General features: G+C 49.8%; 19 protein-coding genes, 1 tRNA gene, 3 rRNA genes, 1 other RNA gene and 1 pseudogene. 24 read left to right on the top strand and 1 reads right to left on the bottom strand.

The genetic code is table 11. The annotated features are described in order from the left end of the window. Positions 1-83: 83 nt before the first annotated feature. The 20 genes and pseudogenes from ABNN70_RS03820 to rrf all read left to right on the top strand — a co-directional run bounded on the left by ABNN70_RS03820 (position 84) and on the right by rrf (position 18,980). A complete protein-coding gene (locus tag ABNN70_RS03820; RefSeq protein ID WP_353948793.1) occupies positions 84-803 on the top strand; it encodes a YjjG family noncanonical pyrimidine nucleotidase in 720 nt (239 codons plus the stop codon). A gap of 198 nt (positions 804-1,001) precedes the next feature. After that, positions 1,002-1,589: an ATP-dependent Clp endopeptidase proteolytic subunit ClpP gene (clpP, locus tag ABNN70_RS03815; protein ID WP_353948792.1), complete on the top strand. Its 588-nt coding sequence runs from the start codon at positions 1,002-1,004 to the stop codon at positions 1,587-1,589. A 100-nt stretch (positions 1,590-1,689) separates the two neighbouring features. Then, positions 1,690-2,211, top strand: coding sequence for a DUF6241 domain-containing protein (locus ABNN70_RS03810; protein ID WP_129928601.1), 522 nt, complete (start codon positions 1,690-1,692; stop codon positions 2,209-2,211). Between the two features lie 123 nt (positions 2,212-2,334). Next, positions 2,335-2,493 carry a small acid-soluble spore protein K gene (sspK, locus tag ABNN70_RS03805; RefSeq protein WP_129928602.1) on the top strand — a complete coding sequence of 53 codons (159 nt, stop codon included), beginning with the start codon at positions 2,335-2,337 and terminating at the stop codon, positions 2,491-2,493. Between the two features lie 28 nt (positions 2,494-2,521). Beyond that, positions 2,522-2,671 carry a YpzG family protein gene (locus tag ABNN70_RS03800; protein WP_165364225.1) on the top strand — a complete coding sequence of 50 codons (150 nt, stop codon included), beginning with the start codon at positions 2,522-2,524 and terminating at the stop codon, positions 2,669-2,671. Positions 2,672-2,911: 240 nt separating this feature from the next. Further along, entirely contained in the window at positions 2,912-3,553 is a 642-nt protein-coding gene (locus ABNN70_RS03795; RefSeq protein ID WP_353948791.1) for a Bax inhibitor-1/YccA family protein, read from the top strand. A 125-nt stretch (positions 3,554-3,678) separates the two neighbouring features. Then, complete coding sequence (uraA, locus tag ABNN70_RS03790; protein ID WP_353948790.1) at positions 3,679-4,944, top strand: uracil permease; 1,266 nt, start codon at positions 3,679-3,681, stop codon at positions 4,942-4,944. Between the two features lie 112 nt (positions 4,945-5,056). Further along, positions 5,057-5,530: a tRNA adenosine(34) deaminase TadA gene (tadA, locus tag ABNN70_RS03785; RefSeq protein ID WP_353948789.1), complete on the top strand. Its 474-nt coding sequence runs from the start codon at positions 5,057-5,059 to the stop codon at positions 5,528-5,530. 223 nt (positions 5,531-5,753) lie between these two features. Next, positions 5,754-7,943: an anthranilate synthase component I gene (locus tag ABNN70_RS03780; protein ID WP_353948788.1), complete on the top strand. Its 2,190-nt coding sequence runs from the start codon at positions 5,754-5,756 to the stop codon at positions 7,941-7,943. 112 nt (positions 7,944-8,055) lie between these two features. Continuing rightward, positions 8,056-8,148 (top strand) — tRNA-Ser (locus ABNN70_RS03775). A 21-nt stretch (positions 8,149-8,169) separates the two neighbouring features. Beyond that, positions 8,170-8,435, top strand: an RNA gene (gene ffs / locus ABNN70_RS03770) — signal recognition particle sRNA large type. Between the two features lie 481 nt (positions 8,436-8,916). Next, entirely contained in the window at positions 8,917-10,182 is a 1,266-nt protein-coding gene (locus ABNN70_RS03765) for an MFS transporter (protein WP_353948787.1), read from the top strand. Between the two features lie 170 nt (positions 10,183-10,352). Next, positions 10,353-12,038 (top strand): DNA polymerase III subunit gamma/tau, encoded by a 1,686-nt coding sequence (gene dnaX / locus ABNN70_RS03760; RefSeq protein WP_353948786.1) that lies wholly within the window; start codon positions 10,353-10,355, stop codon positions 12,036-12,038. 33 nt (positions 12,039-12,071) lie between these two features. Next, a complete protein-coding gene (locus tag ABNN70_RS03755; RefSeq protein ID WP_353948785.1) occupies positions 12,072-12,383 on the top strand; it encodes a YbaB/EbfC family nucleoid-associated protein in 312 nt (103 codons plus the stop codon). A gap of 112 nt (positions 12,384-12,495) precedes the next feature. Then, positions 12,496-13,091, top strand: a pseudogene (recR, locus tag ABNN70_RS03750) (recombination mediator RecR). A 57-nt stretch (positions 13,092-13,148) separates the two neighbouring features. Beyond that, positions 13,149-13,370 carry a YaaL family protein gene (locus tag ABNN70_RS03745; protein ID WP_353948784.1) on the top strand — a complete coding sequence of 74 codons (222 nt, stop codon included), beginning with the start codon at positions 13,149-13,151 and terminating at the stop codon, positions 13,368-13,370. Between the two features lie 63 nt (positions 13,371-13,433). Further along, on the top strand, positions 13,434-13,697 hold the full coding sequence (locus ABNN70_RS03740) for a pro-sigmaK processing inhibitor BofA family protein (protein WP_129928612.1): 264 nt from the start codon (positions 13,434-13,436) through the stop codon (positions 13,695-13,697). Between the two features lie 418 nt (positions 13,698-14,115). Continuing rightward, positions 14,116-15,666 (top strand): 16S ribosomal RNA (locus tag ABNN70_RS03735). Positions 15,667-15,847: 181 nt separating this feature from the next. Continuing rightward, positions 15,848-18,778 (top strand): 23S ribosomal RNA (locus ABNN70_RS03730). Between the two features lie 85 nt (positions 18,779-18,863). Next, positions 18,864-18,980, top strand: a 5S ribosomal RNA gene (gene rrf / locus ABNN70_RS03725). Together the 16S, 23S and 5S rRNA genes form the textbook arrangement of a ribosomal RNA operon. Positions 18,981-19,233: 253 nt before the next feature. Here the strand turns inward: rrf and ABNN70_RS03720 are convergent. Further along, a complete protein-coding gene (locus ABNN70_RS03720) occupies positions 19,234-20,052 on the bottom strand; it encodes a metallophosphoesterase (protein WP_353948783.1) in 819 nt (272 codons plus the stop codon). A 165-nt stretch (positions 20,053-20,217) separates the two neighbouring features. Between ABNN70_RS03720 and ABNN70_RS03715 the strand changes: the two genes are divergently transcribed. The 4 genes from ABNN70_RS03715 to ABNN70_RS03700 all read left to right on the top strand — a co-directional run bounded on the left by ABNN70_RS03715 (position 20,218) and on the right by ABNN70_RS03700 (position 25,389). Beyond that, positions 20,218-21,951, top strand: a complete 1,734-nt coding sequence (locus ABNN70_RS03715; RefSeq protein WP_353948782.1) for an ABC transporter ATP-binding protein — start codon at positions 20,218-20,220, stop codon at positions 21,949-21,951. Further along, entirely contained in the window at positions 21,948-23,816 is a 1,869-nt protein-coding gene (locus ABNN70_RS03710; protein ID WP_353948781.1) for an ABC transporter ATP-binding protein, read from the top strand. The genes ABNN70_RS03715 and ABNN70_RS03710 overlap by 4 nt, the downstream gene beginning before the upstream one ends. Positions 23,817-23,946: 130 nt before the next feature. Further along, positions 23,947-25,002 carry an undecaprenyldiphospho-muramoylpentapeptide beta-N-acetylglucosaminyltransferase gene (locus tag ABNN70_RS03705; RefSeq protein WP_206184323.1) on the top strand — a complete coding sequence of 352 codons (1,056 nt, stop codon included), beginning with the start codon at positions 23,947-23,949 and terminating at the stop codon, positions 25,000-25,002. 174 nt (positions 25,003-25,176) lie between these two features. Further along, positions 25,177-25,389 carry a sigma factor G inhibitor Gin gene (locus ABNN70_RS03700; RefSeq protein WP_129929936.1) on the top strand — a complete coding sequence of 71 codons (213 nt, stop codon included), beginning with the start codon at positions 25,177-25,179 and terminating at the stop codon, positions 25,387-25,389. The last annotated feature ends 29 nt before the right edge of the window (positions 25,390-25,418 follow it).

Below are 25,418 nucleotides of genomic sequence, written 5' to 3'. Positions count from 1 at the left end.
GGCAGAAATTTTGGCGGGGCGGACTTTTTTCGATAAAGCGGGCAGGTTTCTTATCATGAACGGTATGATCAGGGGGAAACACGGTGAAACCATACAGCACATTATTTTTTGATGTAGATAATACCTTGCTGGATTTCCGGGCAGCGGAAGATCAGGCTTTGCATAAATTGTTTGCCAGTCAGCATGTCCCACTGACCGACAGGATTATGGCCCATTACCGGAGGATCAATCAGGGCATCTGGCAGGTCATAGAGCAGGGAAAAGCGGATCGGGATTCGCTTCTGAATAAGCGCTTTTCCCGTCTGTTTCGACATTACGGTAAGAGGGTTGACGGACCGGCTATGGAAAAGAAATACCGTGAGTATCTGAGCGAAGGACATCAGCTGGTTGACGGAGCTCTGGAGATGATCCGCCTGCTTCATAACCGGTATAATCTGTATGTAATTACCAACGGTGTCCGAAGCACACAGCTCAGACGACTTCGTGACTCCGGCCTTCTGCCGCTGTTCAGGAAGATCTTTGTGTCAGAGACGGCGGGTTATCAGAAACCGATGCGGGCTTTTTTTGATTATGCCTTTGCCCGGGTTCCTGATTTTTCAAAAGACCAGGCACTGATGATCGGGGATTCACTGAGTTCAGATATAAAAGGCGGGTATCTGGCCGGACTGGACACCTGCTGGTTTAATCCGGACGGTGTGCAGAACACGGGTCAATACGCTCCGACTTACCAGATGAAACGTCTGGTTGAGCTGAAAGGGATTCTGGGCGGACCTGGAGGGGGTCCGGAATTTCGGAATTTATGATCAAAGCCTTTTTCCGGATCCTTCGAAATTTCTGCGCTTCTATAAAGAAAAAGTGTGGATCGGTCGCGGAGATCTCCGGCGTTATCACTCTCTTTCCATGTATGCTATTATGGATTCATAAAGAGATACCGGACAGCGTTTTTTCAGATAACTGTCTGATCATGAATGACAGATGTTGCACACAGAGGAGGAAGAAACATGTCTTCATTTTTTATCCCATATGTTATTGAACAGTCCAATCGTGGTGAGCGTTCGTACGATATATACTCTCGCCTTCTGAAGGACCGGGTGATCTTCCTCGGATCGGAAATTAATGACGAGCTGGCTAACAGCATTGTTGCCCAGTTGTTGTTTCTTGCTTCCGAGGATTCAGAAAAAGATATATCGATTTACATTAACAGTCCGGGCGGTTCCGTAACAGCCGGATTCGCTATTCTGGATACAATGAATTTCGTTAAGCCGGATATTCAGACGATCTGTGTCGGAATGGCGGCCTCTATGGCTTCCATTATTCTTACTTCAGGAACAAAAGGTAAACGCCTCTCCCTGCCAAATGGGGAAGTTATGATTCACCAGCCGCTTGGCGGCGCCAGGGGACAGGCGAGTGATATCGAAATCACTGCCCGGCATATTATGAAGACAAAAGAGAAGCTGAACAAAATTCTGTCCGAAACCTCCGGACGGTCTCTGGAACAGATTGAGAAGGACACGGACCGTGATCACTTCCTGACCGCTGAGGAAGCCAGATCCTATGGATTTGTTGATAAAATCATTCAGTCACTGTGACTGATCACTCGGGTGCGCAAGGGACGCACCCGTTTTTTCTTGATCCGGCACGTTTTCTACAGTAGGATGAGTTGAGTTTAAGAGAGAGAACGGGGAGTGGATGACAATTAAAAGAATACTGCTCATTGCCATTGGAAGCCTTCTCATGATTGGGTTACTTGTCGTGGCGGGTTATATTTTTTTTCAAAAGCAACAGACAAATGAAGTGCGACACCAGGTCACGCAAAAAATGCTGGAGGAAATTAACGCGGCAGATCCTGACGACAAAACCAATCCCTTTGGAGAAAATAAGGTGATCAATGACCTGACAGATGAGGATATGCAGATGCTGATTCATGAAATGTCTCATCAGAAAATAAAGGCAGATCAGAAGTGGGGATTTATTCAGATAACGAAAGCCCGAATTAACTGGCTGCAGGAAGCACTTGGTCAGAATGAGTTCATCAATGAAGCGGTTTATCAGGAAATAGTGACGCGCTGGGAAAAAGGCGACTTTTCCCGTGCGGACAAGGATCATAACGCCATCTGGGAGCTGCAGGGCGGAACAGTGGGTAAGGCTGAAGGGCTTCTGACGAAACAGGAGGAAAAGGATTATGTGGCTTCGCAGCTGAAGAAAAAATAGGGTCCATCTGCCGCGCCGGCAGGTGGATGTTGCCTGTTCGTAAACCATTTTTTGTCCCGTGTGTATATTTTTACAGTGCAGAAGCATAATAAGACCACCCTTTCAGAGAGGAGATTTTAAAAAATGACGGATCGTCCGGGAACAACCTACAGCGTTCAGAATGAAAATGAGCTATGGCCGGGAGCAAAAGAAGAGCACGCGTCGAAACGTGCAGAGGGTTCAATTAAGGACCGTCCGGCTGAGCGTATGTTTTCTGCGCATCGTAATGATCAGCGCAAGTAACGAATCACCAGCACGCGGAGGGATGATCGTGAAAAAGGAACCGGTTATTAACGGCAACACAAATGATCTGTTTCAAAAATCCCATGCTACGCATTCGTCAGTCCAGGTTAATGGCGAAACGGAAATGACGCAGGCGGGAAAGATTCTGAAAGTGAGCGCAAGACGCCGTCAAAAGTAAATCCTTGATGGAAGGGCAGGAAAAAGCGGTTCTCTGATTAGAGGGACCGCTTTTTCATACTTAAATTATTTTGTTTTTTCCGACGGTAAATGTATAATGAATATAAGCTTGTTAGAAGTGATCCATTTTAAAGTATAAACCTCTGCTTAAAATGGAATTCTGTAAAAATACTCTGGCTTTGGAAACTTTGATGGTGACATATACGTAAGTGATAACAGGATAAACAGGAGGGTATCTGTTATGGAAACATTCACAATTCGCACGTTACGGAAGCCTTATTCTAAACTGTTTGGGGTCTTCTTCACCGGTCTTCTGGCCACAGCTGTCGGTCTGTATGCCGGGCAGTACCTGCCTGATGCACTGAGGCTGCCGCTCTGGATTGCGGAAATCGGTCTGATTGTATTAATGATGTTTGTCAGAAAACGTCAGTCGGTCGGCTATATGCTGATGTATACTTTTATGTTCATTTCCGGCCTGGTTCTGTATTCGGCGGTTGCCTTTTATACCGGTTTACTCGGAGGGACTCTTGTCCTTCAGGCGTTTACTGTAACGACCGCTTCATTTGGTGCGATTGCCGTCTATGCGATGGTCAGCAAACGTGATTTCTCTTTTCTGGGAGGATTTCTGTTTCTTGGCCTGATCGCTCTGATTCTCGTCGGACTCGTTGGCATTTTTGTTCCCTATTCAAGTACGACCATGATGGCCTTTTCAGGCTTTGGCATTCTGATTTTTATCGGCTATACCCTGTTTGATTTCAGCAGACTGACTATACACGGGTTCAGTGATGAAGATATTCCAATGATTGTTGTATCGATTTATCTGGACTTCATCAACCTGTTCCTTTATATCCTTCAGTTCATCGGTATCGGGTCGAAGAACTGACTGATCTGAATAAGTCACCTGCAACAGGAGGTATTCGATTGGATATCTCTTTTTTTTTTGCCCTTTTTTGCCTGCCTGTAATCGGGTATACTAGACAGGAAAAAATAAATATGGGGGGATTGAACGTGTCGCAGCGCGAGATTCAGGTAGATGAAAAGCTGCCGCTGCTCGAAAGTATTCCTTTAAGTTTTCAGCACTTATTCGCTATGTTTGGTTCGACCGTTCTGGTTCCGATCATCTTCAAAGTCGACCCGGCAACCATACTGCTGATGAACGGGATCGGTACACTGATTTATATTTTCATCTGTCGGGGAAAAATTCCGGCTTACCTCGGTTCCAGTTTTGCTTTTATCTCCCCTGTGCTCTATGTCATCGGAGGCAAAGGTTATGAGGCGGCGCTCGGAGGGTTTATTGCCGTTGGACTGGTCTTTATTATCATTTCACTGATTGTTCACCTGGTCGGGACAAAATGGCTGGATGTTGTCTTTCCGCCGGTAACGATGGGATCGATTGTCGCTATTATCGGACTGCAGCTGATTCCGACGGCGGCGCAGAACGCCGGACTGATTGCAGCCGCCGGGCAGAAATGGTCACCTGACGCGGCGACGTTGGTCACATCGATGCTGACGGCGTCGATTACGCTGCTCGGCTGGGTGCTGTTCAGAGGATTTTTCAAGATTATTCCGATTCTAATTGGCATGGTCTCCGGTTATGTCATTGCCATAGGGGTCGGACTGGTGAATTTCAAACCGGTTGCTGAGGCAGGATGGATTTCCCTGCCGACGTTTTATCAACCGACCTTCGATTTTTCAAGCATCTCAATTATTCTTCCGGCCGCCCTTGTGGTGATTGCCGAACATATCGGACACCTGATTGTGACCGGGAACATTGTCGGCAGGGACCTGATGAAAGACCCGGGGCTTGACCGTTCCATTTTCGGTAACGGAATCTCCACGGTGATTTCCGGGTTTGTCGGTTCCACTCCGAACACCACCTATGGAGAAAACATTGGTGTTCTGGCAATCACACGTGTTTATTCAACATGGATCATCGGCGGTGCGGCGGTGATTGCCGTCCTGCTGTCCTTTATCGGAAAGCTGTCCGCACTGATTACAACCATTCCTTCGGCGGTTGTCGGCGGCATTTCGCTGATTCTGTTTGGGGTGATTGCGACGAACGGCTTTAGAATTTTTGTTGAATCAAAAGTTGATTTTGCAAAATCCCAGAACATTATTTTAGCCACCGTTATTTTTGCGGCGGGTATCAGCGGGGCGACGATCCAGATCGGTCTTGTTCCATTCAATGGTATGGGGCTTGCAACGCTTGTCGGCATTCTGCTCAGCCTGTTCTTTGCCTTAATGAACAAGCTGCACTGGTCAAACGAAGAATAACAGTATGTCGTGTGAATGATTCTATAAACGGGCATCCGGCTTACGGATGCTTTTTTGTCTGGTGGACAGATGTTCGCTATACTTTAATCAGGCAGGAAGGGAGGTCGTGCAGATGGCAGCTGAATCAGATGAACGGTTTATGAGGCTTGCGATTGTCGAAGCGAAGAAAGCGGAGACCCTCGGTGAGGTTCCGATCGGTGCGGTGATTGTCAAGGACAATCAGGTAATCGCGCGTGGACATAACAGACGCGAGCAGCTGCAGGAGCCTACCGCCCATGCCGAATTACTTGCGATTATCGAAGCGAGCCGGAAACTTGGCTCGTGGCGACTGACCGGATGCACGCTGTATGTCACGCTGGAGCCCTGTCCGATGTGTGCCGGGGCGATTGTTCTGGCGCGTGTGGACCGTCTGGTCTACGGGGCACCGGATCCGAAAGCTGGCTGTGCCGGAACATTGATGAATCTCGTGCAGGAGACGCGTTTTAATCATCGAGCGGAGGTGGAAAGCGGCGTTCTCCGCGAAGCATGCGGCAGGCTGCTGTCTGATTTTTTCCAAAAACTGCGCAGCAGGAGAAAGCATTCCTGATCCGTGAAGCGTCGGGGGATTGAATTATTACGGCGGTCCGGGTATGATAGGAATACAGCTGAGAACAGAACAGTTCAGTTTGAGCAGAGTATAGAAGAGCAGAGTTGAGAGAAGTAAAGAATACGTATGAAACAGGGTTCAGTACGAACCTCTTTTTCCCCTTTTCTTCATTCTGAATAACCATGCTCTTCTGTATAAAATCTTTTATACAGGAGGACCGTAAATGAACTTTTTCTCACAGGAAGACCACGCGCAGAAGACCGTCGCCTATTCGGCAGGTGCCGGTCTTGAAATCACGCGTACTCAGATCCCCGTTTCAGCCGATCAATCCCTCTTAAATTTAATTGATGCCCTTGATGAGCACAAAGGGGCTCTTTACTCCAGTACGTATCATTTTCCAGGACGCTATTCCAGATGGGACGTTGGTTTTGTCAATCCGCCTATTGAACTGACAGCAAAAAAGGATACCTTTGTGATTCGATCACTGAATGCCCGCGGACGGCTTATCCTGGCTTATTTGGAAAATAATCTGAGCAGTCCTGCCTTTTCTATTGAAAAACAGGATCCGGACTGTCTGTCGGGCACCATAATGAAAAGCAGAGCACAAACCATCCTGAAGGAAGAGAACAGGACCAGGCAACCCTCGCTGTTTACCCTGTTGAGACAGATTCAGAGCCTCTTCCGGACTGACGATGATTTTCTTGGATTATACGGAGCGTTCGGATTTGATCTGATCCTGCAGTTTGAATCGTTCCCGCTCGCAAAGAGCCGGGATCCCGGGCAGAATGATCTTCAGCTTTATCTGCCGGATCAGTTGATTGTTGCCGACCGGGAAAAGAATGAAGCATTCCGCATTTCCTATGAATTTCGTGTGGGTGGGAGGACTACGGAAAGCCTGGCACGGGAAGGAAAAACCTTTCCGTTTCATCCGGATGGCGCGAAGGCGCAGTCAGCAGATGCTGACAGAAAAGGAGATTATGCCGCTATGGTGCGGAAAGCCAGGCAGGCTTTCAAACGGGGTGATCTGTTTGAAGTCGTTCCCAGCCGGTTGCTCGTGCAGCCTTGTCAGAGCCGGCCATCCGAAGTTTTCCGGCGTCTTCAGAAGATTAATCCGAGTCCGTACGGCTTTCTGATACACCTGAATCAAGGAGAGTTTCTCGTCGGCTGTTCACCGGAGATGTTCGTTCGGGTGGATGGGGCGACGGTCGAGACCTCTCCAATTTCCGGGACAATCAGAAGGCGCGGATCGGTGATCGAAGACGCCGAGCAGATTAAAACGCTGCTGGGTTCGTCTAAAGAGGAGTCCGAACTGACGATGTGCACGGATGTGGATCGTAATGATAAATCACGAATTTGTGTACCGGGATCCGTCGAAGTCGTCGGACGCAGGCAAATTGAAGCGTACTCCCATCTTTTTCATACAGTGGATCATATCAAAGGACTGATTCGGCCGGAATTTGACGCCATCGATGCCTTTATCAGCCATATGTGGGCAGTGACGATTACCGGAGCACCGAAACTTGAAGCGATCAAGTGGATCGAACATCATGAGAAAACCCCACGGGGCTGGTATGGCGGCGCGGTCGGCTGGATCGGTTTCGACGGCAGAATGAATACAGGGCTTGCACTCCGGTGCCTGAGCCTTCAGAAAGGGATAGCCAGAATTCGTGTCGGGGCGACCCTGCTGTATGATTCCGATCCGGAGAGGGAAGAGCAGGAAACACTGACCAAGGCGGCGGCACTCCTTGAAGCGCTCAAACCACATGGGGAGCCTGCAGGGCCAGTCATTAAGGAGAAAAAGAAGGTGCCGGGCCGAAATCTTCATCTGCTTTTTGTCGATCATGAGGATTCATTCGTCCACACGCTTTCAGGTTACTTCCAGTATCTTGGCGCTGATGTTACCGTGCTTCGCAGTTCTGCCGCCCGCCGGATGATTAAAGCAGGCGGTGAACCGATTGATCTGGTCGTTCTCTCGCCGGGGCCGGGCAGGCCGGAACGCTATCATATGGATGAAACGATCCGGCTCTGTCTTGAGCGGCGGCTGCCGTTATTCGGCATCTGTCTTGGTCTGCAGGGACTGGTCAGCTATTTTGGAGGCAGTCTGGACCTGCTTCCGGCTCCCGTGCACGGCAAGCCATCTGCCATTATCACTGATCCTCATTCGATGCTGTTCAGGGGAATCCCGCATACGTTCACAGCCGGGCGGTATCACTCGGTTCATGCGCGCGTGGTATCCGATCCGCTGGAAGTGACGGCTGAAACGGAAGACGGGATTGTGATGGCTGTGGAACACAGGAGTTTGCCGGTAGCTGCTGTGCAGTTTCACCCGGAGTCGATGATGACAATGGGAGGAAATGTCGGTATGAAGATTCTGGAAAACGTCATTCGGATGGTCAGCGCCCAGCCTGTATGATGGCGCGGCAATGAAAACGAAGCGGACGCCCGCTGCCGGGTGCGGTCTCATCTGGTGCTTGTATCGGGTATCAATTTATGTTAAACTAGTTCCCGTTACGGATTTAATCAGTGGAGGCGTACCCAAGTGGCTGAAGGGGACTGACTCGAAATCAGTTAGGGCGTCGTTCGGCGCCGCGGGGGTTCAAATCCTCTCGCCTCCGCCATTTGTTATGTTATCAAATTAGCCGTGCTAGACGGGGAGGCAGCGGTGCCCTGTAGCCCGCAATCCGCTATAGCGGGGTTGAATCCCTTTTCGAGGTCTGTGCACTGTAAGGCAGCCTTAAGTACGTGGTGTGGACGTTCAGGTCCTGCGCAACGGAAACTCGCGAACCCTGTCAGGTCCGGAAGGAAGCAGCAGTAAGTGAGACCTTTCGTGTGCCGCGGGGCTACCTGGGCTGAGCTGGCGGCTTAAGAAACGCTTATGGCGCTCTCATCGACAAAAGGTGCACGGCGTTAAAAATATCAGCAGGAGCTGTCGGAAATCTTCCGGCAGCTCCTGTTTATTATTGACATCTTTTTACTTCATCCTCTGAAATATGGCACAGCAGCACTATTCAATTAGACGGAATCATGTTATCGGCTTAAAGATAATAATCCCGTTTCTTGTTCAACTTCTTCTACTATTGCATTGGCGAACTTCACGTTATCCAATGCTCTATTAATAGAAATGGCTTTGTCAATTAATGATTGACCTTCTTTAATCAGACCCAGCTGAACTAAAATTATTCCCTTTCGTTCCAAAGCTATTGTAATTAAATCAATCCATTATTATACTATTCACAACAATTTGATAAAAGTGATCGGCTCATTTTCTATGAAAAAATGAGAGAGCGACAAGGACTTAAGCTGTTACCTCAGTACGTTAATGGCCGATGCCCTTCCGTCAGAATTCAAAAAAGATTGACTAATAAAAAGATTGGGAGAATGGTAGCATGCTTAAGCTTTTTAAAAAAGATCGGGACTTATTTTATTTAATGGGTTCGGTTATTATCTCGCAGCTTGGTACCTGGTTTACCTATATGCTGATGATTGTAGCCGTCTATAATCACACACAGGATGTACTGGTGACGATGATCCTGACGGCTGCCGAAATGATTGCAGGGCTGATTGGCGGCCAGTTTTCCGGGATCTATATCGAACATAGAAACCCTAAAAATATATTAATTGTGGCAAACTGGGTAAGCGCGTTAGTTATTTTGCTTGTTATTTTCTTTCCGTTGAATGTTTGGCTGTACGCTCTTGCCGCATTTTGGATTGCCTTTATCAATGCGTACCGGGACCCCGCTTTTCAAAAATACCTTGTCGCTTCTGTTGAAGAGGAGAACAGAATGACGGCTAATTCTTCTTTCCAAATGGCAAATGAATGTGTCAAAATTATCGGGCCGATGTTGGCCGTTTCCGTTCTGGCATTGCTGCCCGATCATCTTAAGCGTATGGGGTTTCTCATTGATGCTGTGACCTATGTACTCGGTGCGCTGATCTTGATCAAACTGGCGGATCAGGGAAAATTAAATGAATCGGGGAAGCAAACGCATGGCGGGTTTAAGAACAAATCGTTCTATCAAATATGGCAAGAAGGGATGTCCCCGCTTCGCGATAGCGTGATGGTCAATCTGCTTGTTACTTTTCTTTTGATTTTGTTCGGCGTGGCGGGCGCAGATGTGATGCTGACGGCACACATCAACGATGCCGGTTTAAATACGTATTCCGTCGGCTATGTCGTAGGCGCACTGAGCCTCGGAATCCTGGTGACGAGTATGTTTGCCGCAAGATGGGTTGTGAAATGGCCCTTGAAAATACAATTAGGTCTCTCCGGTTTGGTTCTCGGACTATGCTACGGTATGATCGGCATCGGCCATTCGATCCTGTCAATGTGCGTTGCCTCCTTCCTGACGGGCGTTGCAAATGCCGTGTTTAATATGTCTTCATCAACATTCTGGCAAAAATATATTCCCTATAATCAGCTTGCCAGATTTATTGGATTAGTGGGCAGCCTGGCTTCAACCGCCACATTAATCGGTATGGGAATCAATGGGATTTTGAGTGAGTGGCTGACGGCGGGATACACAATCATGCTTTGCGGTCTGCTCATTGCCGTCGCCGGAACGTTCTTGACGATAAACTTATCCGTTAAGAAGAAGTATAAAGAAAATGCCGGCATAAGCACCGGGCAGAGTGAGAATCAGGATATGAGATGACAGCGGGTCCGGCTGAGAGCGACGAGGCCCGTACCCCCCTCTGACCGAGGGACTGAGAAAAACTTGATACATACAGTGATGAGGTTGCAGTTCACTTCACGGCCTGATACCGTTATAATGAATTTATGATCTAAAAGAGCCGGAATACGGCAGCGGAAGGAGGGGCACTTTTGGCTTATCAGGCTCTTTACAGAGTATACCGGCCCCAGACTTTTCATGATATAGCCGGACAGCAGCATATCACACAGACACTGCAGCACGCCCTGGTCAAACAGCAGTTTTCACATGCCTATTTATTTACCGGGCCACGCGGGACCGGGAAAACCAGTGCTGCAAAGATTCTTGCCAAGGCCATCAACTGTGAGCATGCGCCGGTCGCTGATCCCTGTAATGAATGTGCAGCCTGCCGCGGCATCACGGAGGGCCGTATTTCTGATGTCATCGAAATTGATGCCGCATCAAATAATGGGGTCGATGAAATCCGTGAGATTCGTGACAAGGTTAAATATGCACCAAGTGAAGTGCGTTATAAAGTCTATATTATTGATGAAGTGCACATGCTGTCGACAGGGGCGTTTAATGCACTGCTGAAAACACTGGAGGAGCCCCCGGAACATGTGGTGTTTATATTGGCGACGACGGAGCCGCAGAAAATACCGCTGACGATCATCTCGCGCTGTCAGCAGTTTGATTTTCGCAGAATTCCCTCGGCGGCGATTGCCGAACGTCTGGAGTTCGTTGCACATGACCAGCATATCGAAGCGGAAGACGCGGCATTACAACTGATTGCCAAAGCAAGCGAAGGCGGTATGCGTGATGCGCTGAGTGTTCTGGATCAGACAGCAGCCTACAGTGATGGGAAAATTACTGTTCAGGATGTGCTTGATGTTACGGGATTGGTATCCGACCAGCTAATCTGCGAACTGGTCGAAGCGCTTGACCAGCAAGATGCGGCTCGGGCAATCAGCAAGACAGGTGCCCTGCTTGATCAGGGCAAGGATCCGCTCAGACTGATTGAACAGCTGCTTCTCTATTACCGGGATCTTTTGCTGTATCAGACCTCGCCAAGTCTGGAAGATATACTTAGCCGGCCGCGGGTAGACGACGCCTTCCGGAAACAGGCGGATCAAATACCTGCCAGTCGGCTCTACACGATGATTGATCAACTGAACAAGGCTTTTCTGGAAATGAAGCGGACCAACCACCCGAGGATTTTCCTCGAAATGGCCATTGTTAAACTGTGCCGGGCGCCGGCAGATCAGGCGACCGGACCTGCGCCCGACCTTGTTCCTCTGGAGAAAAGAGTGACGGCGATTGAAAAGAAAATGGACAGTCTGGCTTCATCGCCGACCGGTACAGCACATGCCGCACCGGCCGGATCACGCAGGCGGATATCGTCGCACGGCAATCTGAAACTTCCAGTGACGCAGTTGAATCATGTACTTGATACGGCAACCAGAGAGGATCTCATGGAGCTCCGGTCGGCGTGGGGAGAAGTGATGGCGAAAGTCCGTGCCGAAAATGTGGCGGCACATGCCTGGCTGCTTGAGAGTCGGCCCGTCGCCAGTTCTCCGGAGGGCTTCATCCTGTCTTTCAAATATGATTTTCACTGTCAGATGGTCATGGATAAAAAGAGTCATATACCTGAACTGGTGCAGTCGGCCCTGCAGCAAGTTATCCATAAGCAGAAAACCATGTACCCGGTTCCGGAAGAAATATGGAAAAAGCTGAAAGCAGAATATATTCAGCGGTCGAAGGAGCAGGGAGAAGACAACGGCCAGAAACCTGCAGAAGACCCAATGATTGAGGAAGCAAAAAAAATAGCAGGTCCCGATCTTCTGGATATACGGGACTAAACAGGCAAGATTAATCAGGAGGCGATCAGAATTATGCGTGGAAATATGAACAATATGATGCGTCAGGTACAGAAAATGCAGAAACAGATGGCCGAAGCGCAGGAAAAACTGAAAGACGAAATAGTAGAGGGTACGGCGGGTGGCGGTGTCGTGACAGTCAAGGCCAACGGTCATAAACAGGTTGTCGATGTGGCAATCCAGCCGGAAGCAGTGGATCCGGATGACGTAGATATGCTGCAGGACCTGGTTCTGGCCGCAGTTAATGATGCACTGACAAAAGCGGATGAACTGACCGCTCAGCGCCTTGGAAAATTTACAAAAGGGATGAATTTACCGGGTTTCTGACGATCAGTGACGAAGCAGGCTGAAGCGGCGAATTCCGTAAACCGATGGATCATCGGATCGCGGGATTCGCTGCTGATTCTTTATCCGGATTTTCCAGGGAGGAAAATGTATTATGCAATACCCTGAACCCATTGCAAAATTAATTGACAGTTATATGAAGTTACCGGGAATAGGGCCGAAGACTGCTCAACGTCTTGCCTTTTTTACCGTGGATATGAACGAAGAAGACGTGATGTCATTTGCCCGTTCACTGGTTGATGTGAAAAGGAAACTGGTTTACTGTTCTGTGTGCCAGAATATCAGTGACCATGATCCCTGTTCCATTTGTGACGACTCTTCCCGCGATCATTCGACCATTTGTGTCGTACAGGATCCGAAAGATGTCGTCGCACTGGAAAAAATGAGGGACTACCATGGTCTGTATCATGTGCTCCACGGCGTCATCTCACCAATTGACGGGATCGGGCCCGAGGATATCAGGATCGCCGAACTGATCAGGCGGCTTAAAGATGAACAGATTAAGGAGATCATTCTGGCGACAAATCCGACAGTCGAAGGCGAAGCGACGGCGATGTATATCTCCAGACTGGTCAAACCGATCGGTGTGAAAACCTCAAGAATTGCCCACGGTCTGCCTGTCGGGGGGATCTGGAATACGCTGATGAAGTGACCCTTTCGAAAGCCCTTGAAGGTCGCAGGGAATTGTAGCCCCTTTAAATTGTCCTGCTCGAAAAAAAGACTGATCAGAATTGGGGAGGATTGACCATGTTTGGAAAGAAGAAAGGGCTGCTTCGAAAACAAATGACCGACGCCCTGATTGATGCCCTGTATCGATGCAAAGATGACTGGATGAATAAGAAGCGGGTGATTGAATCCAGTATAGATCCTTCTGATGAAGTACTGTATCAGCTTAAACTGTCAGAAGTCAGATACCTGTTTCTGTTAAAAGAAGTACGTGAACAGCATGTGCGGATAAACAACCGGTAAAGGTTCTTAAATGGACAGGTCTCCATATACTTTTATAACAGGTAAGAGAGGAGGTCTGTTCTGATGCAACAGTTTTTACTTATTGCCGGTTGTGCTGTTGTTCTTTTTTTGCTGATGCTTGTCCTGTCGGGATCCTTACGTCCGTTAAGATGGCTGGGAAAACTGGCTGTCAGACTGACAGTAGGGGTATTTATGCTTTTTCTTCTCAACGTGATCGGAGAATCCTTTAATCTGCATATACCTATTAATCTTGCTACAGCGTCGATAAGCGGGATTCTTGGACTGCCTGGCGTAGCCGCACTGGTCTTCATTAAATTATCCGGCTGAAATGAAGGTTCAGGTGTTGACGGATAGAGTGCGGGATGTTAATATACTCATTGCCGCGTTTTTTCAGGATAAAGAAAAACCTGCTGACTGGTAAGCCAGGCGCTACCCGAGAAGACATCGTTTTTCTGAAGGCTTTTTCTTCAAAAGCTGCAAAAAAGTTCTTGACAGAATGTCGGTGTGATAATATAATAGTTTTTGTCGTTGAAAAAGGTGAAAAAAGTTATTGACTTTCTTGAAGCGACATGATATACTTTAAAAGTTGCAGTCGAGAAAGGCAACACGGAATGTTCCTTGAAAACCGAACAAAAGCCAAGCGTGATTTAAGGGGTTTATCCCCTGATCAATTCAATTTGCTATGGATCTTATGAACGAAAAAGTTTGACCCGGATGCCGAAAGGGATCCGGAAGAAGCAACACTTTTTTGGAGAGTTTGATCCTGGCTCAGGACGAACGCTGGCGGCGTGCCTAATACATGCAAGTCGTGCGCACAGAGGGGAGCTTGCTCCCTGAGGTGAGCGGCGGATGGGTGAGTAACACGTGGGCAACCTGCCGGTCAGACTGGGATAACTGTGGGAAACCGCAGCTAATACCGGATGATCCTCCGCACCGCATGGTGCGGAGCTGAAAGATGGTTTCGGCCATCACTGACTGATGGGCCCGCGGTGCATTAGCTTGTTGGCGGGGTAACGGCCCACCAAGGCCGCGATGCATAGCCGACCTGAGAGGGTGATCGGCCACATTGGGACTGAGACACGGCCCAAACTCCTACGGGAGGCAGCAGTAGGGAATCTTCCACAATGGACGAAAGTCTGATGGAGCAACGCCGCGTGAGCGAAGAAGGTTTTCGGATCGTAAAGCTCTGTTGCCGGAGAAGAACGGATGCGGGAGGAAATGTCCGCGTCGTGACGGTATCCGGCCAGAAAGCCACGGCTAACTACGTGCCAGCAGCCGCGGTAATACGTAGGTGGCAAGCGTTGTCCGGAATTATTGGGCGTAAAGCGCGCGCAGGCGGCTTCTTAAGTCTGATGTGAAATTCTGCAGCTCAACTGCAGGCGGGCATTGGAAACTGGGGAGCTTGAGTACAGAAGAGGAGAGTAGAATTCCACGTGTAGCGGTGAAATGCGTAGAGATGTGGAGGAATACCAGTGGCGAAGGCGGCTCTCTGGTCTGTTACTGACGCTGAGGTGCGAAAGCGTGGGGAGCGAACAGGATTAGATACCCTGGTAGTCCACGCCGTAAACGATGAATGCCAGGTGTTAGGGGGGTCCAACCCCTTAGTGCTGAAGTTAACACATTAAGCATTCCGCCTGGGGAGTACGGCCGCAAGGCTGAAACTCAAAGGAATTGACGGGGGCCCGCACAAGCAGTGGAGCATGTGGTTTAATTCGAAGCAACGCGAAGAACCTTACCAGGTCTTGACATCCTTCGACCGCCCGAGAGATCGGGTTTTCCCCTTCGGGGGACGAAGTGACAGGTGGTGCATGGTTGTCGTCAGCTCGTGTCGTGAGATGTTGGGTTAAGTCCCGCAACGAGCGCAACCCTTGACCCTGGTTGCCAGCATTCAGTTGGGCACTCGAGGGTGACTGCCGGTGACAAACCGGAGGAAGGTGGGGATGACGTCAAATCATCATGCCCCTTATGATCTGGGCTACACACGTGCTACAATGGGCGGTACAAAGGGCAGCGAAGCCGCGAGGCTGAGCCAATCCCATAAAGCCGCCCCCAGTTCGGATTGCAGGCTGCAACCCGCCTGCATGAAGCCGGAATTGCTAGTAATCGCGGATCAGCATGCCGCGGTGAATCCGTTCCCGGGCCTTGTACACACCGCCCGTCACACCACGAGAGTTTGTAACACCCGAAGTCGGTGCGGGAACCTTTATGGGCCCAGCCGCCGAAGGTGGGACAAATGATTGGGGTGAAGTCGTAACAAGGTAGCCGTATCGGAAGGTGCGGCTGGATCACCTCCTTTCTAAGGAAACGATCGATAGCGAAACGTTTGGGCTTTTGTTTGGTTTTGAAGGAGTCATTCCTTCAATACCCGGCGTGCCGCAGGGCACGCGGGACGATCCTTGAAAACTGGATAACGAAAGATACAGAAAACACGTCAAGAATTCCATTTTGTCCAGGACATGATCAATGATTGTGTCGGTGGTTAAGTTTTAAAGGGCACACGGTGGATGCCTTGGCACTGGGAGCCGATGAAGGACGGAACGAATTCCGATAAGCTCCGGGGAGCCGTAAGTGGGCTTTGATCCGGAGATTTCCGAATGGGGAAACCCCCTGTCCTGACGGACAGGATGACGCACTGAATTCATAGGGGCGTCAAGGCAGACCCGGGGAACTGAAACATCTCAGTACCCGGAGGAAGAGAAAGCAAATGCGATTTCCCGAGTAGTGGCGAGCGAAAAGGAAACAGCCCAAACCAGGGGGCTTGCTCCCTGGGGTTGTAGGACACTCCGCATGGAGTCAGAAAAGCGCGTTTCAGGCGAATGGCCTGGAAGGGCCGGCCGAAGAAGGCAAACGCCCTGTAGCCGAAGAGGCGCGCTCTCCGGAGTGGATCCTGAGTACGGCGGGACACGAGAAACCCCGTCGGAAGCTGGGAGGACCGTCTCCCAAGGCTAAATACTCCCCAGTGACCGATAGTGAACCAGTACCGTGAGGGAAAGGTGAAAAGCACCCCGGAAGGGGAGTGAAAGAGATCCTGAAACCGTGTGCCTGCAAGTAGTTGGAGCCCCTTCGGGGGTGACAGCGTACCTTTTGTAGAATGGACCGGCGAGTGGCGATTCTGAGCAAGGTTAAGCCGGAGAGGCGGAGCCGCAGCGAAAGCGAGTCTGAAGAGGGCGAATGAGTTCAGAGTTGCCGACCCGAAACCGTGTGATCTACCCATGTCCAGGGTGAAGTCCAGGTAACACTGGATGGAGGCCCGAACCCACGCATGTTGAAAAATGCGGGGATGAGGTGTGGGTAGGGGTGAAATGCCAATCGAACACGGAGATAGCTGGTTCTCCCCGAAATAGCTTTAGGGCTAGCCTCGGAGAAAGAGGTCTGGAGGTAGAGCACTGATTGAATAAGGGGTCCCCACAGGATTACCGAGTTCAGTCAAACTCCGAATGCCAGACGCTCAGGCTCCGGGAGTCAGACGGCGAGTGATAAGATCCGTCGTCGAAAGGGAAACAGCCCAGACCGCCGGCTAAGGTCCCTAAGTTTGCGCTGAGTGGGAAAGGATGTGGCGTTGCCCAGACAACCAGGATGTTGGCTCAGAAGCAGCCACCATTTAAAGAGTGCGTAATAGCTCACTGGTCGAGTGGCGCCGCGCCGAAAATGTAACGGGGCTAAGCGCAGCACCGAAGCCGCGGATGACTCTTTCAGAGTCATGGTAGGGGAGCGTTCCAGAGGCCGGGAAGGTCTGCCGGAAGGCAGGCTGGAGCGTCTGGAAGTGAGAATGCCGGTATGAGTAACGAAAAGAGGAGTGAGAATCTCCTCCGTCGAAAGCCCGAGGGTTCCTGGGGAAGGTTCGTCCGCCCAGGGTCAGTCGGGGCCTAAGCCGAGGCCGAAAGGCGTAGGCGATGGACAACAGGTGGATATTCCTGTACCGCTGGAACACGTTTGAGTGAAGGGGGGACGCAGGAAGGCGAGGTCAGCGCACGGATGGAAGCGTGCGTTCAAGCCGCGAGGCCGGCAGCGAGGCAAATCCCGCTGCCTGAGGCCGGACGGTGATGAGGAGGGAAATTTAAGTACCGAAGGGCCACAACCTACACTGCCTAGAAAAGCCTCTGGCGAGTGAACCAGCGCCCGTACCCAAACCGACACAGGTGGGCAAGAAGAGAATTCTGAGACGCTCGGGAGAACTCTCGTTAAGGAACTCGGCAAAATCACCCCGTAACTTCGGGAGAAGGGGTGCTCAAAGGGCCTTCGGGCCCTCTGAGCCGCAGTGAAAAGATCCAAGCGACTGTTTACCAAAAACACAGGTTTCTGCTAAACCGAAAGGTGATGTATAGGGGCTGACACCTGCCCGGTGCTGGAAGGTTAAGAGGAGAGGTCATCCCTTCGGGGAGAAGCTTTGAACCGAAGCCCCAGTAAACGGCGGCCGTAACTATAACGGTCCTAAGGTAGCGAAATTCCTTGTCGGGTAAGTTCCGACCCGCACGAAAGGTGTAACGATTTGGATACTGTCTCAACGAGAGACCCGGTGAAATTATAGTACCTGTGAAGATGCAGGTTACCCGCGACAGGACGGAAAGACCCCATGGAGCTTTACTGCAGCCTGATATTGGATGTGGGTATCGATTGTACAGGATAGGCAGGAGCCTTTGACGCCGGACCGCCAGGTTCGGCTGAGGCGCCGGTGGGATACTGCCCTTTCGATACCGACATTCTAACCCGGGACCGTGATCCGGTCCGGAGACAGTGTCAGGCAGGCAGTTTGACTGGGGCGGTCGCCTCCCAAAAGGTAACGGAGGCGCCCAAAGGTTCCCTCAGAATGGTTGGAAATCATTCGCAGAGTGTAAAGGCACAAGGGAGCTTGACTGCGAGACCCACAAGTCGAGCAGGGACGAAAGTCGGGCTTAGTGATCCGGTGGCACCGCATGGAAGGGCCATCGCTCAACGGATAAAAGCTACCCTGGGGATAACAGGCTTATCTCCCCCAAGAGTTCACATCGACGGGGAGGTTTGGCACCTCGATGTCGGCTCATCGCATCCTGGGGCTGAAGTAGGTCCCAAGGGTTGGGCTGTTCGCCCATTAAAGCGGTACGCGAGCTGGGTTCAGAACGTCGTGAGACAGTTCGGTCCCTATCCGTCGCGGGCGCAGGAAATTTGAGGAGAGCTGTCCTTAGTACGAGAGGACCGGGATGGACACACCGCTGGTGTACCAGTTGTTCCGCCAGGAGCAGACGCTGGGTAGCTATGTGTGGACGGGATAAGTGCTGAAAGCATCTAAGCATGAAGCCCCCTCCAAGATGAGATTTCCCACAGCTTTAAGCTGGTAAGGCCCCTCAGAGATGATGAGGTGGATAGGTCTGGAGTGGAAGCGCGGTGACGCGTGAAGCGGACAGATACTAATCGGCCGAGGGCTTAACCCAAAGTCAGCGGACAGAAGGAAAAAAGACGTGCTGTATCTTTCGTTACCGGTTTTGAGGGGTCGTCTGGCCCCGGGTGATTTTCAAGTCTGGCGGTCATAGCGAAGAGGTCACACCCGTTCCCATCCCGAACACGGTCGTTAAGCTCTTCTGTGCCGATGGTAGTGGGGGGCTGTCCCCCTGTGAGAGTAGGTCACTGCCAGGCAAATGAAAATACGTACTTTTCTTTAATGAAAAGTACGTATTTTTTTTTGCGATGAAACGGCCCAGTTACCTCAATGTTGCCTCGCAACACCAAATAGGGGATGATAAAAGGTGCAGAATCCCTTTGAGTTGCTTTTTTCAGGTCATGAATGCGCTTCAGGATAGAAAGTATGAAATGCTATGGATGACTGTATGATAAGTAAGAGTAACGATGGATGATCCGTGTTTCCTTCGTAAGTGTTTTTAGAAAGCTATTATTTTTCTCTAATGGTAATCAGACTGAACTGACTTTGATTAAACAGTCGTACAGGCAAAACGCTGGTACCCAGCCCGCTGTCTACATAAAGAAACTGATTCGGATGAAGTTTGAATAGTCCTTTATCCAGTCTGGGAAAGAAGCCCTGGCCCGGGGCAATAAGAGCACCGATCAATGGAAGCCTGATTTGTCCACCGTGTGTATGTCCGCTCAGAATCAGTTCGGCAGGAATATTCGGGTATTCTTCTGTCACGGCCGGATCATGGGCAAGCAGAATCGTATATTGACTTTTGTCCACATTCCTGAAGGCTTTGTTCAGATCCTCATGATCTGTTGAGGGATCGTCGACCCCGACCAGGTTTACCGGTACGCCGTTTGCCACAATCTGCGTCTGTTTATTGTTCAGCAACCTGACTCCACGCTCCTGAAGTCCTTTCAGCAGGAGGTTGTATTTCGGGTTTGTCCAGTCATGATTTCCTGAGACGAAGTATATCTGTTTATTTTTAGTGCTGATCCGTTCAATTAATGAAAAAACAGGGATGAATGAACGGGTATTTGTATTAATCAGGTCACCTGTAAGGACAATGGCGTCAGCATGCGTTTTTTCCACTGCAGTTATGAAGCGCTTATTGTTTTTTCCAAAGACTTTATCATGCAGGTCGCTGATCTGAACAATCCTGATCTCGGATTCTGAGTGTATTTTATCACTCTGAACAGTGACCCGATTCATTTTGAAAAATTGGGTATCATGATAGATTTTGAGAAGGAAAGAGAGTAATAACAGGAAAAAAATGACAAGTTCCATTCGTTTAACCACAAATAGCCTCCAGATGGTAAGATACGTTTATTGTATCATCTGCCGGGAAAAGTCGCAGGTACAGAAGGTATCAGATCATTCATTTGTTGTTCACACAGAGTTGTTAAGATATGATTTATTCAATAAAATTATTTACCGCTTTTTGAGAGATTGGAGATGCAGGATTTGATCCGTTTATCAAAATACTTCCGGCCTTATTTACGGGCGGCGGTCCTTTCCGTGGTTTTTGTTTTTCTGCAATCCCTTGCTAACCTGTATCTGCCGACTTTGATGTCGGATATTGTCGATACCGGTATCGTTAAGGGGGACATGCCTTACATTTATAAGATGGGCGTCCTCATGCTGCTCGTGACGCTTGTGGCCGGGGGGTTCACGGTCGTCTCAAATTATCTGGCTTCAAAAGCGGCAAACGGCTTCGGACGTGATTTGCGAAATGAAATGTTTTCACATGTCGAGACGTTCTCCCTGAAAGAGTTTGATCAGGTCGGGACAAGTTCACTGATCACCCGGACGACCAATGACATCGCCCAGATCGAACAGGTCTTTATGATGATGCTTAAGCTGATGACCATGGCACCGCTGATGTGTATTGGCGGGATTATTATGGCGGTATACAAGGATGCTCAATTATCTCTTGTTTTTATTGTCGCCCTGCCGCTGTTGATCGCCGGGGTCGTTGTTCTGGCGAAATGGGCTATTCCGCTTTTTAAACAGATTCAGAAAAAAATGGACCGAATGAATCTGGTGCTGCGTGAGGAATTGACGGGGATCCGCGTCATCCGGTCGTTCAATCGGATAAAGCATGAAACAAAGCGGTTTGATACGGCTAACCGGGATATGATGCAAACATCGATCCGGATTAATCAGATTATGGCCGCGGCGCTGCCGGTGATGATGCTGATTATGAACCTGTCGTCGGTTGCGATCGTCTGGTTCGGCGGGCTGAGAATTGACCAGGGTGCGATGCAGGTCGGAGATCTTATGGCCTTTATTCAGTACGCGATGATGATCATGTTTTCTGTCCTGATGGGGGCCATGATGTTGATTATGGTTCCGCGGGCGCAGGTGTCGGCTGTGCGTGTCAATGAAGTGCTGGACATTCAGCCGGACATCCGTGATGCCGGCAGGACGAAAGACTATCCGGCGCCGGCCGGTGACCGTGGTGTAACATTCAAAGATGTAACCTGCCGTTACCCTGGAGCAGAAAAACCGGCCCTTTCCGATATTTCTTTCACCGCTCAGCCTGGAGAGATGACGGCAATTATTGGCGGGACAGGTGCCGGAAAGTCGACATTGCTGAATCTGATCCCCCGGTTTTTCGACGTGTCGGAAGGCAGCGTAAAAGTAAACGGGACGGATGTCCGCGAGATGCGGCTTGAGGACCTGCGAAGTTTGATCAGCTATGTCCCGCAGAAAGCGGTCCTGTTCAGCGGAACGGTAGCAGAAAACATCCGTTATGGGGACGGTTCGGCGGCAGATGTGTCGGTCAGGGAGGCGGCACGTGCAGCGCAGGCAGATGAATTTATCAGTCAAATGCCTGACGGATATGATTCGGTCATTGCTCAGGACGGTAAAAATATTTCCGGTGGCCAGAAGCAGCGGCTCGCAATCGCCCGTGCCCTGATCAGAAAAACCGATATCTATTTACTGGACGACAGTTTCTCGGCACTCGATTACCGGACGGGTGCAAAACTGCAGAAAGAGCTGAGACATATGACGGAGTCGGCTGTCCTGATTATTGTCGCACAGCGTATCAGTACAGTGCTCCATGCCGACCGAATCATCGTTCTGGATGAGGGTTCGGTGACCGGAATTGGAACGCATCAGGAATTAATGGAAACCTGCCCGGTTTACCGGGAAATTGTATCATCGCAGGGGAATAAGGAGGAGCTGGCATGAGTAAAAATCAGTCTCCAGGCGGCCGTCGCCACGGAGGTGGCCATGGGACCATGCACCTGCCGCTTCAGAAACCAAAGCATTTCAAAAAAACGTTCAACAGACTGCTGGGTTACCTGAGGCCGCATGTGGGGGTTCTGATCACTGTTTTTGCCGCCGCTGTCCTGAGCACGCTATTTTCGATCCTTGCACCGAAGCTGATGGGTGATGCCACCACCCGGCTTTTTGAAGGGATGATGAACAAAATCCGGGGCGTACCGGGCGCGCAGATGGACTTCGATTATATCTGGAATATTGTCGTCACCCTGATTGTTCTGTACGTACTCAGTTCTCTGTTCATGTATGTGATGCAATATCTGATGAGTGGCGTTTCACAGAAAATGGTCTACACCCTGCGCAGGCAGGTCAATGAAAAACTGGCCAGACTGCCGGTTCGCTATTTTGACACGCATCCGTATGGGGATGTGCTCAGCCGGGCGGTCAATGATTCGGAGAACATCAGCAATACACTTTCGCAAAGCCTGACCACCTCGATTACTTCAATTGTCACCCTGCTCGGTGTGCTTGTGATGATGCTGACAATCAGTCCGCTGCTGACGGTTGTTCTGCTTGTGACGATCCCGCTCAGCCTTGTAGGTATAAAAGGGATCGCCGGCCGGTCGCAGCTCTATTTCAAACAGCAACAGGAACGAATCGGCAAACTGAACGGGCATGTCGAAGAGATGTTTACCGGTCACCAGGTGGTCAAAGCATTCAACCGCGAACCGCAGGCGATTAACACGTTCAAAGAGATCAACGGCAGCCTGTACCACTCAGCATGGAAAGCCCAGTTCCTCTCAGGAATCATCATGCCGATGATGATGTTTATTGGAAACATCGGTTATGTGCTGATCTCTGTGGTCGGCGGTATGCTCGTGATTAACCGTACGATTCAGATTGGCGACATCCAGGCATTTATTCAATATGCCCGGCAGTTCGGCCAGCCGCTGAATCAGATTGCGAATATCTCGAACATTATCCAGTCGACGATTGCTTCAGCGGAACGGATTTTTGAAATCCTGGATGAAGAGGAGGATACCCCCGATTTGCCGGAACCGGCAGTTTTGCCGGAACCGAGAGGACACGTCCGATTTGAACAGGTTTCTTTCCGGTACAAAGCCGATCAGCCGCTGATCGAACAAATGAACATCGATGCAGCTGCCGGTTCATCCATTGCCATTGTCGGTCCTACAGGTGCCGGAAAGACGACGCTGATTAATCTGCTGATGCGTTTCTATGACTGCGATGCGGGGCGAATCACCATTGACGGTGTGGATATTAAGACATTGAAACGGGATGCGCTGCACCACCTGTTCGGGATAGTCCTTCAGGATACCTGGCTGTTCAGCGGAACAATCCGTGAGAACATTGCCTACGGACGCGAGAAAGCTACAGAAGAGGAGATTGTCCGTGCGGCCGCTGCCGCGCATGCCGACCATTTCATCCGGACACTGCCTGATGGTTATGACACAATCATTAATGAGGAAGGCTCAAATCTGTCGCAGGGGCAGAAACAGCTGCTGACGATTGCCCGGGCACTTCTTGCGGATCCTGTGATCCTGATTCTTGATGAAGCCACGAGCAGTGTTGATACCCGGACGGAGGTCCATATACAGAAAGCCATGCAGACTCTCATGAAAAACCGTACAAGCTTTGTCATCGCACATCGCCTGTCGACGATCAGAGAATCCGATCTGATTCTGGTCATGAACCATGGACATGTTGTTGAACAGGGTACGCACACCACTTTACTTGAAAAAGGCGGGTTTTATGCTGATCTGTACAACAGCCAGTTTGAAAACAATGATCAAAAGCAGATTACCGGATAATAAATGAAGAGAGAGTTTCCAGGCTGAAAAATCCCGCTGCTTTTTTTAAAATAGTGGTTTACAATGACATCAGTTGTATTACACTTTTTAACGGGTGAAAAAAGGCTGATTGGAATGAGACAATAAAATGGTGAAGAAAATCATTTTTACAGGTGGCGGATCAGCAGGTCACGTTACACCGAATCTGGCGCTGATTGACCGGATGAAGGATCAATGGTCGATTACCTATATGGGATCAAAAAACGGTATTGAAAAAAAACTGGTTGAAGCGCATGGCATTGATTACCGGGGCATTTCAAGCGGAAAATTGCGCCGTTATTTTGATATGAAAAATTTCAAGGATCCGTTCAAGGTTTTTGCCGGTGTCATGCAGGCCTATTTTATCATAAGGAAAATCAGGCCGGATATCATTTTTTCAAAGGGCGGGTTTGTTTCTGTCCCGGTTGTGATCGGCGGCTGGATGAACCGGGTTCCTGTTTACATTCATGAATCGGATATAACGCCCGGGCTGGCTAATCGTATAGCGATGCGGTTCGCAACCAAACTGTTTGTGACATTTGAGGAAGCAGGCAAACATTTTCCGGCAAGTAAAGTGGTCTACTCCGGTGCACCCATCCGCGACAGTCTGAAAAAGGGGCGCAGGGAAGCAGGTTTCCGTTTTCTCGGGTTTCAGTCGAATAAACCGGTGTTACTTGTCATGGGCGGCAGCCTTGGAGCAAGGGCGATCAATGACGCCGTACGCACCTCTCTTCCTGACCTGCTGAAAGATTATCAGATTGTCCATCTTTGCGGGAAAGGGAATGTCGATGATTCTTTGAACATGACGGGGTACAGACAGTTTGCTTTTATTGATAAAGAGCTGCCCGACGTGATGGCCGCCTCAACGATTATTTTATCCCGGGCCGGTTCGAATGCGATTTTTGAATTTCTCGCTTTAAAAAAACCGATGATCCTTGTACCGCTGCCCCTGAGGGCGAGTCGTGGCGACCAGATTCTGAATGCTGAATCATTCAGAAAAAGAGGATTTTGCAAAGTGCTTGATAATGATACGCTCACTCCTGAGAAGCTGCAGCGGACCCTCACTGACGTATACAAAAACCGCTACGCATACAGAGATCGGATGATGCGGGCAGCAAATGCAACGAATGGTATTGAAAATATTCTGGGGCAAATCAATCGGATATAATCAGAAAAAGCGGTCGGAACTTCCGACCGCTTTTCTTCAATTTGTACCGCTGAGACTGATGTGTTTTTTCCGGGCAGGCACCTGACTGAAAATGCACCATAGAATGCAAGTAAGGATCAGGATGAATAGATTACGAGAAATCAGGTTATCCTGTGACAGGAGGTGGCATCAACTATGGCAGAAGAGGCACACGCCCCGATTCATGAAACATGTATGATCTGTAATCAACTGAAGTCGGAAGGTCTGCATATCGGAAATCAATTAATCTGTGATTCCTGCCGGAGAACGATTGTGAAGACGGATGTAACGGACTGGAAATACGGTTTTCTGATTAAAAAACTGTCTCAGCTGAACCTGATTGATCAGACAAAGGAAACAACAAAATGATCCGGTAACAGAGAAGCATCCCCGCAACA

It is taken from the genome of Sporolactobacillus sp. Y61, assembly GCF_040529185.1.
GTDB lineage: Bacteria > Bacillota > Bacilli > Bacillales > Sporolactobacillaceae > Sporolactobacillus.
This window is presented reverse-complemented; position numbering and strand designations above follow the sequence as displayed.

Bases quoted from the DNA above. Each gene is read 5' to 3' on its own strand.
- clpP (WP_353948792.1), top strand. From the start codon at position 1,002: ATGTCTTCATTTTTTATCCCATATGTTATTGAACAGTCCAATCGTGGT.
- ABNN70_RS03810 (WP_129928601.1), top strand. From the start codon at position 1,690: ATGACAATTAAAAGAATACTGCTCATTGCCATTGGAAGCCTTCTCATG.
- sspK (WP_129928602.1), top strand. From the start codon at position 2,335: ATGACGGATCGTCCGGGAACAACCTACAGCGTTCAGAATGAAAATGAG.
- ABNN70_RS03795 (WP_353948791.1), top strand. From the start codon at position 2,912: ATGGAAACATTCACAATTCGCACGTTACGGAAGCCTTATTCTAAACTG.
- tadA (WP_353948789.1), top strand. From the start codon at position 5,057: ATGGCAGCTGAATCAGATGAACGGTTTATGAGGCTTGCGATTGTCGAA.
- ABNN70_RS03780 (WP_353948788.1), top strand. From the start codon at position 5,754: ATGAACTTTTTCTCACAGGAAGACCACGCGCAGAAGACCGTCGCCTAT.
- ABNN70_RS03765 (WP_353948787.1), top strand. From the start codon at position 8,917: ATGCTTAAGCTTTTTAAAAAAGATCGGGACTTATTTTATTTAATGGGT.
- ABNN70_RS03755 (WP_353948785.1), top strand. From the start codon at position 12,072: ATGCGTGGAAATATGAACAATATGATGCGTCAGGTACAGAAAATGCAG.
- ABNN70_RS03745 (WP_353948784.1), top strand. From the start codon at position 13,149: ATGTTTGGAAAGAAGAAAGGGCTGCTTCGAAAACAAATGACCGACGCC.
- ABNN70_RS03740 (WP_129928612.1), top strand. From the start codon at position 13,434: ATGCAACAGTTTTTACTTATTGCCGGTTGTGCTGTTGTTCTTTTTTTG.
- ABNN70_RS03710 (WP_353948781.1), top strand. From the start codon at position 21,948: ATGAGTAAAAATCAGTCTCCAGGCGGCCGTCGCCACGGAGGTGGCCAT.
- ABNN70_RS03700 (WP_129929936.1), top strand. From the start codon at position 25,177: ATGGCAGAAGAGGCACACGCCCCGATTCATGAAACATGTATGATCTGT.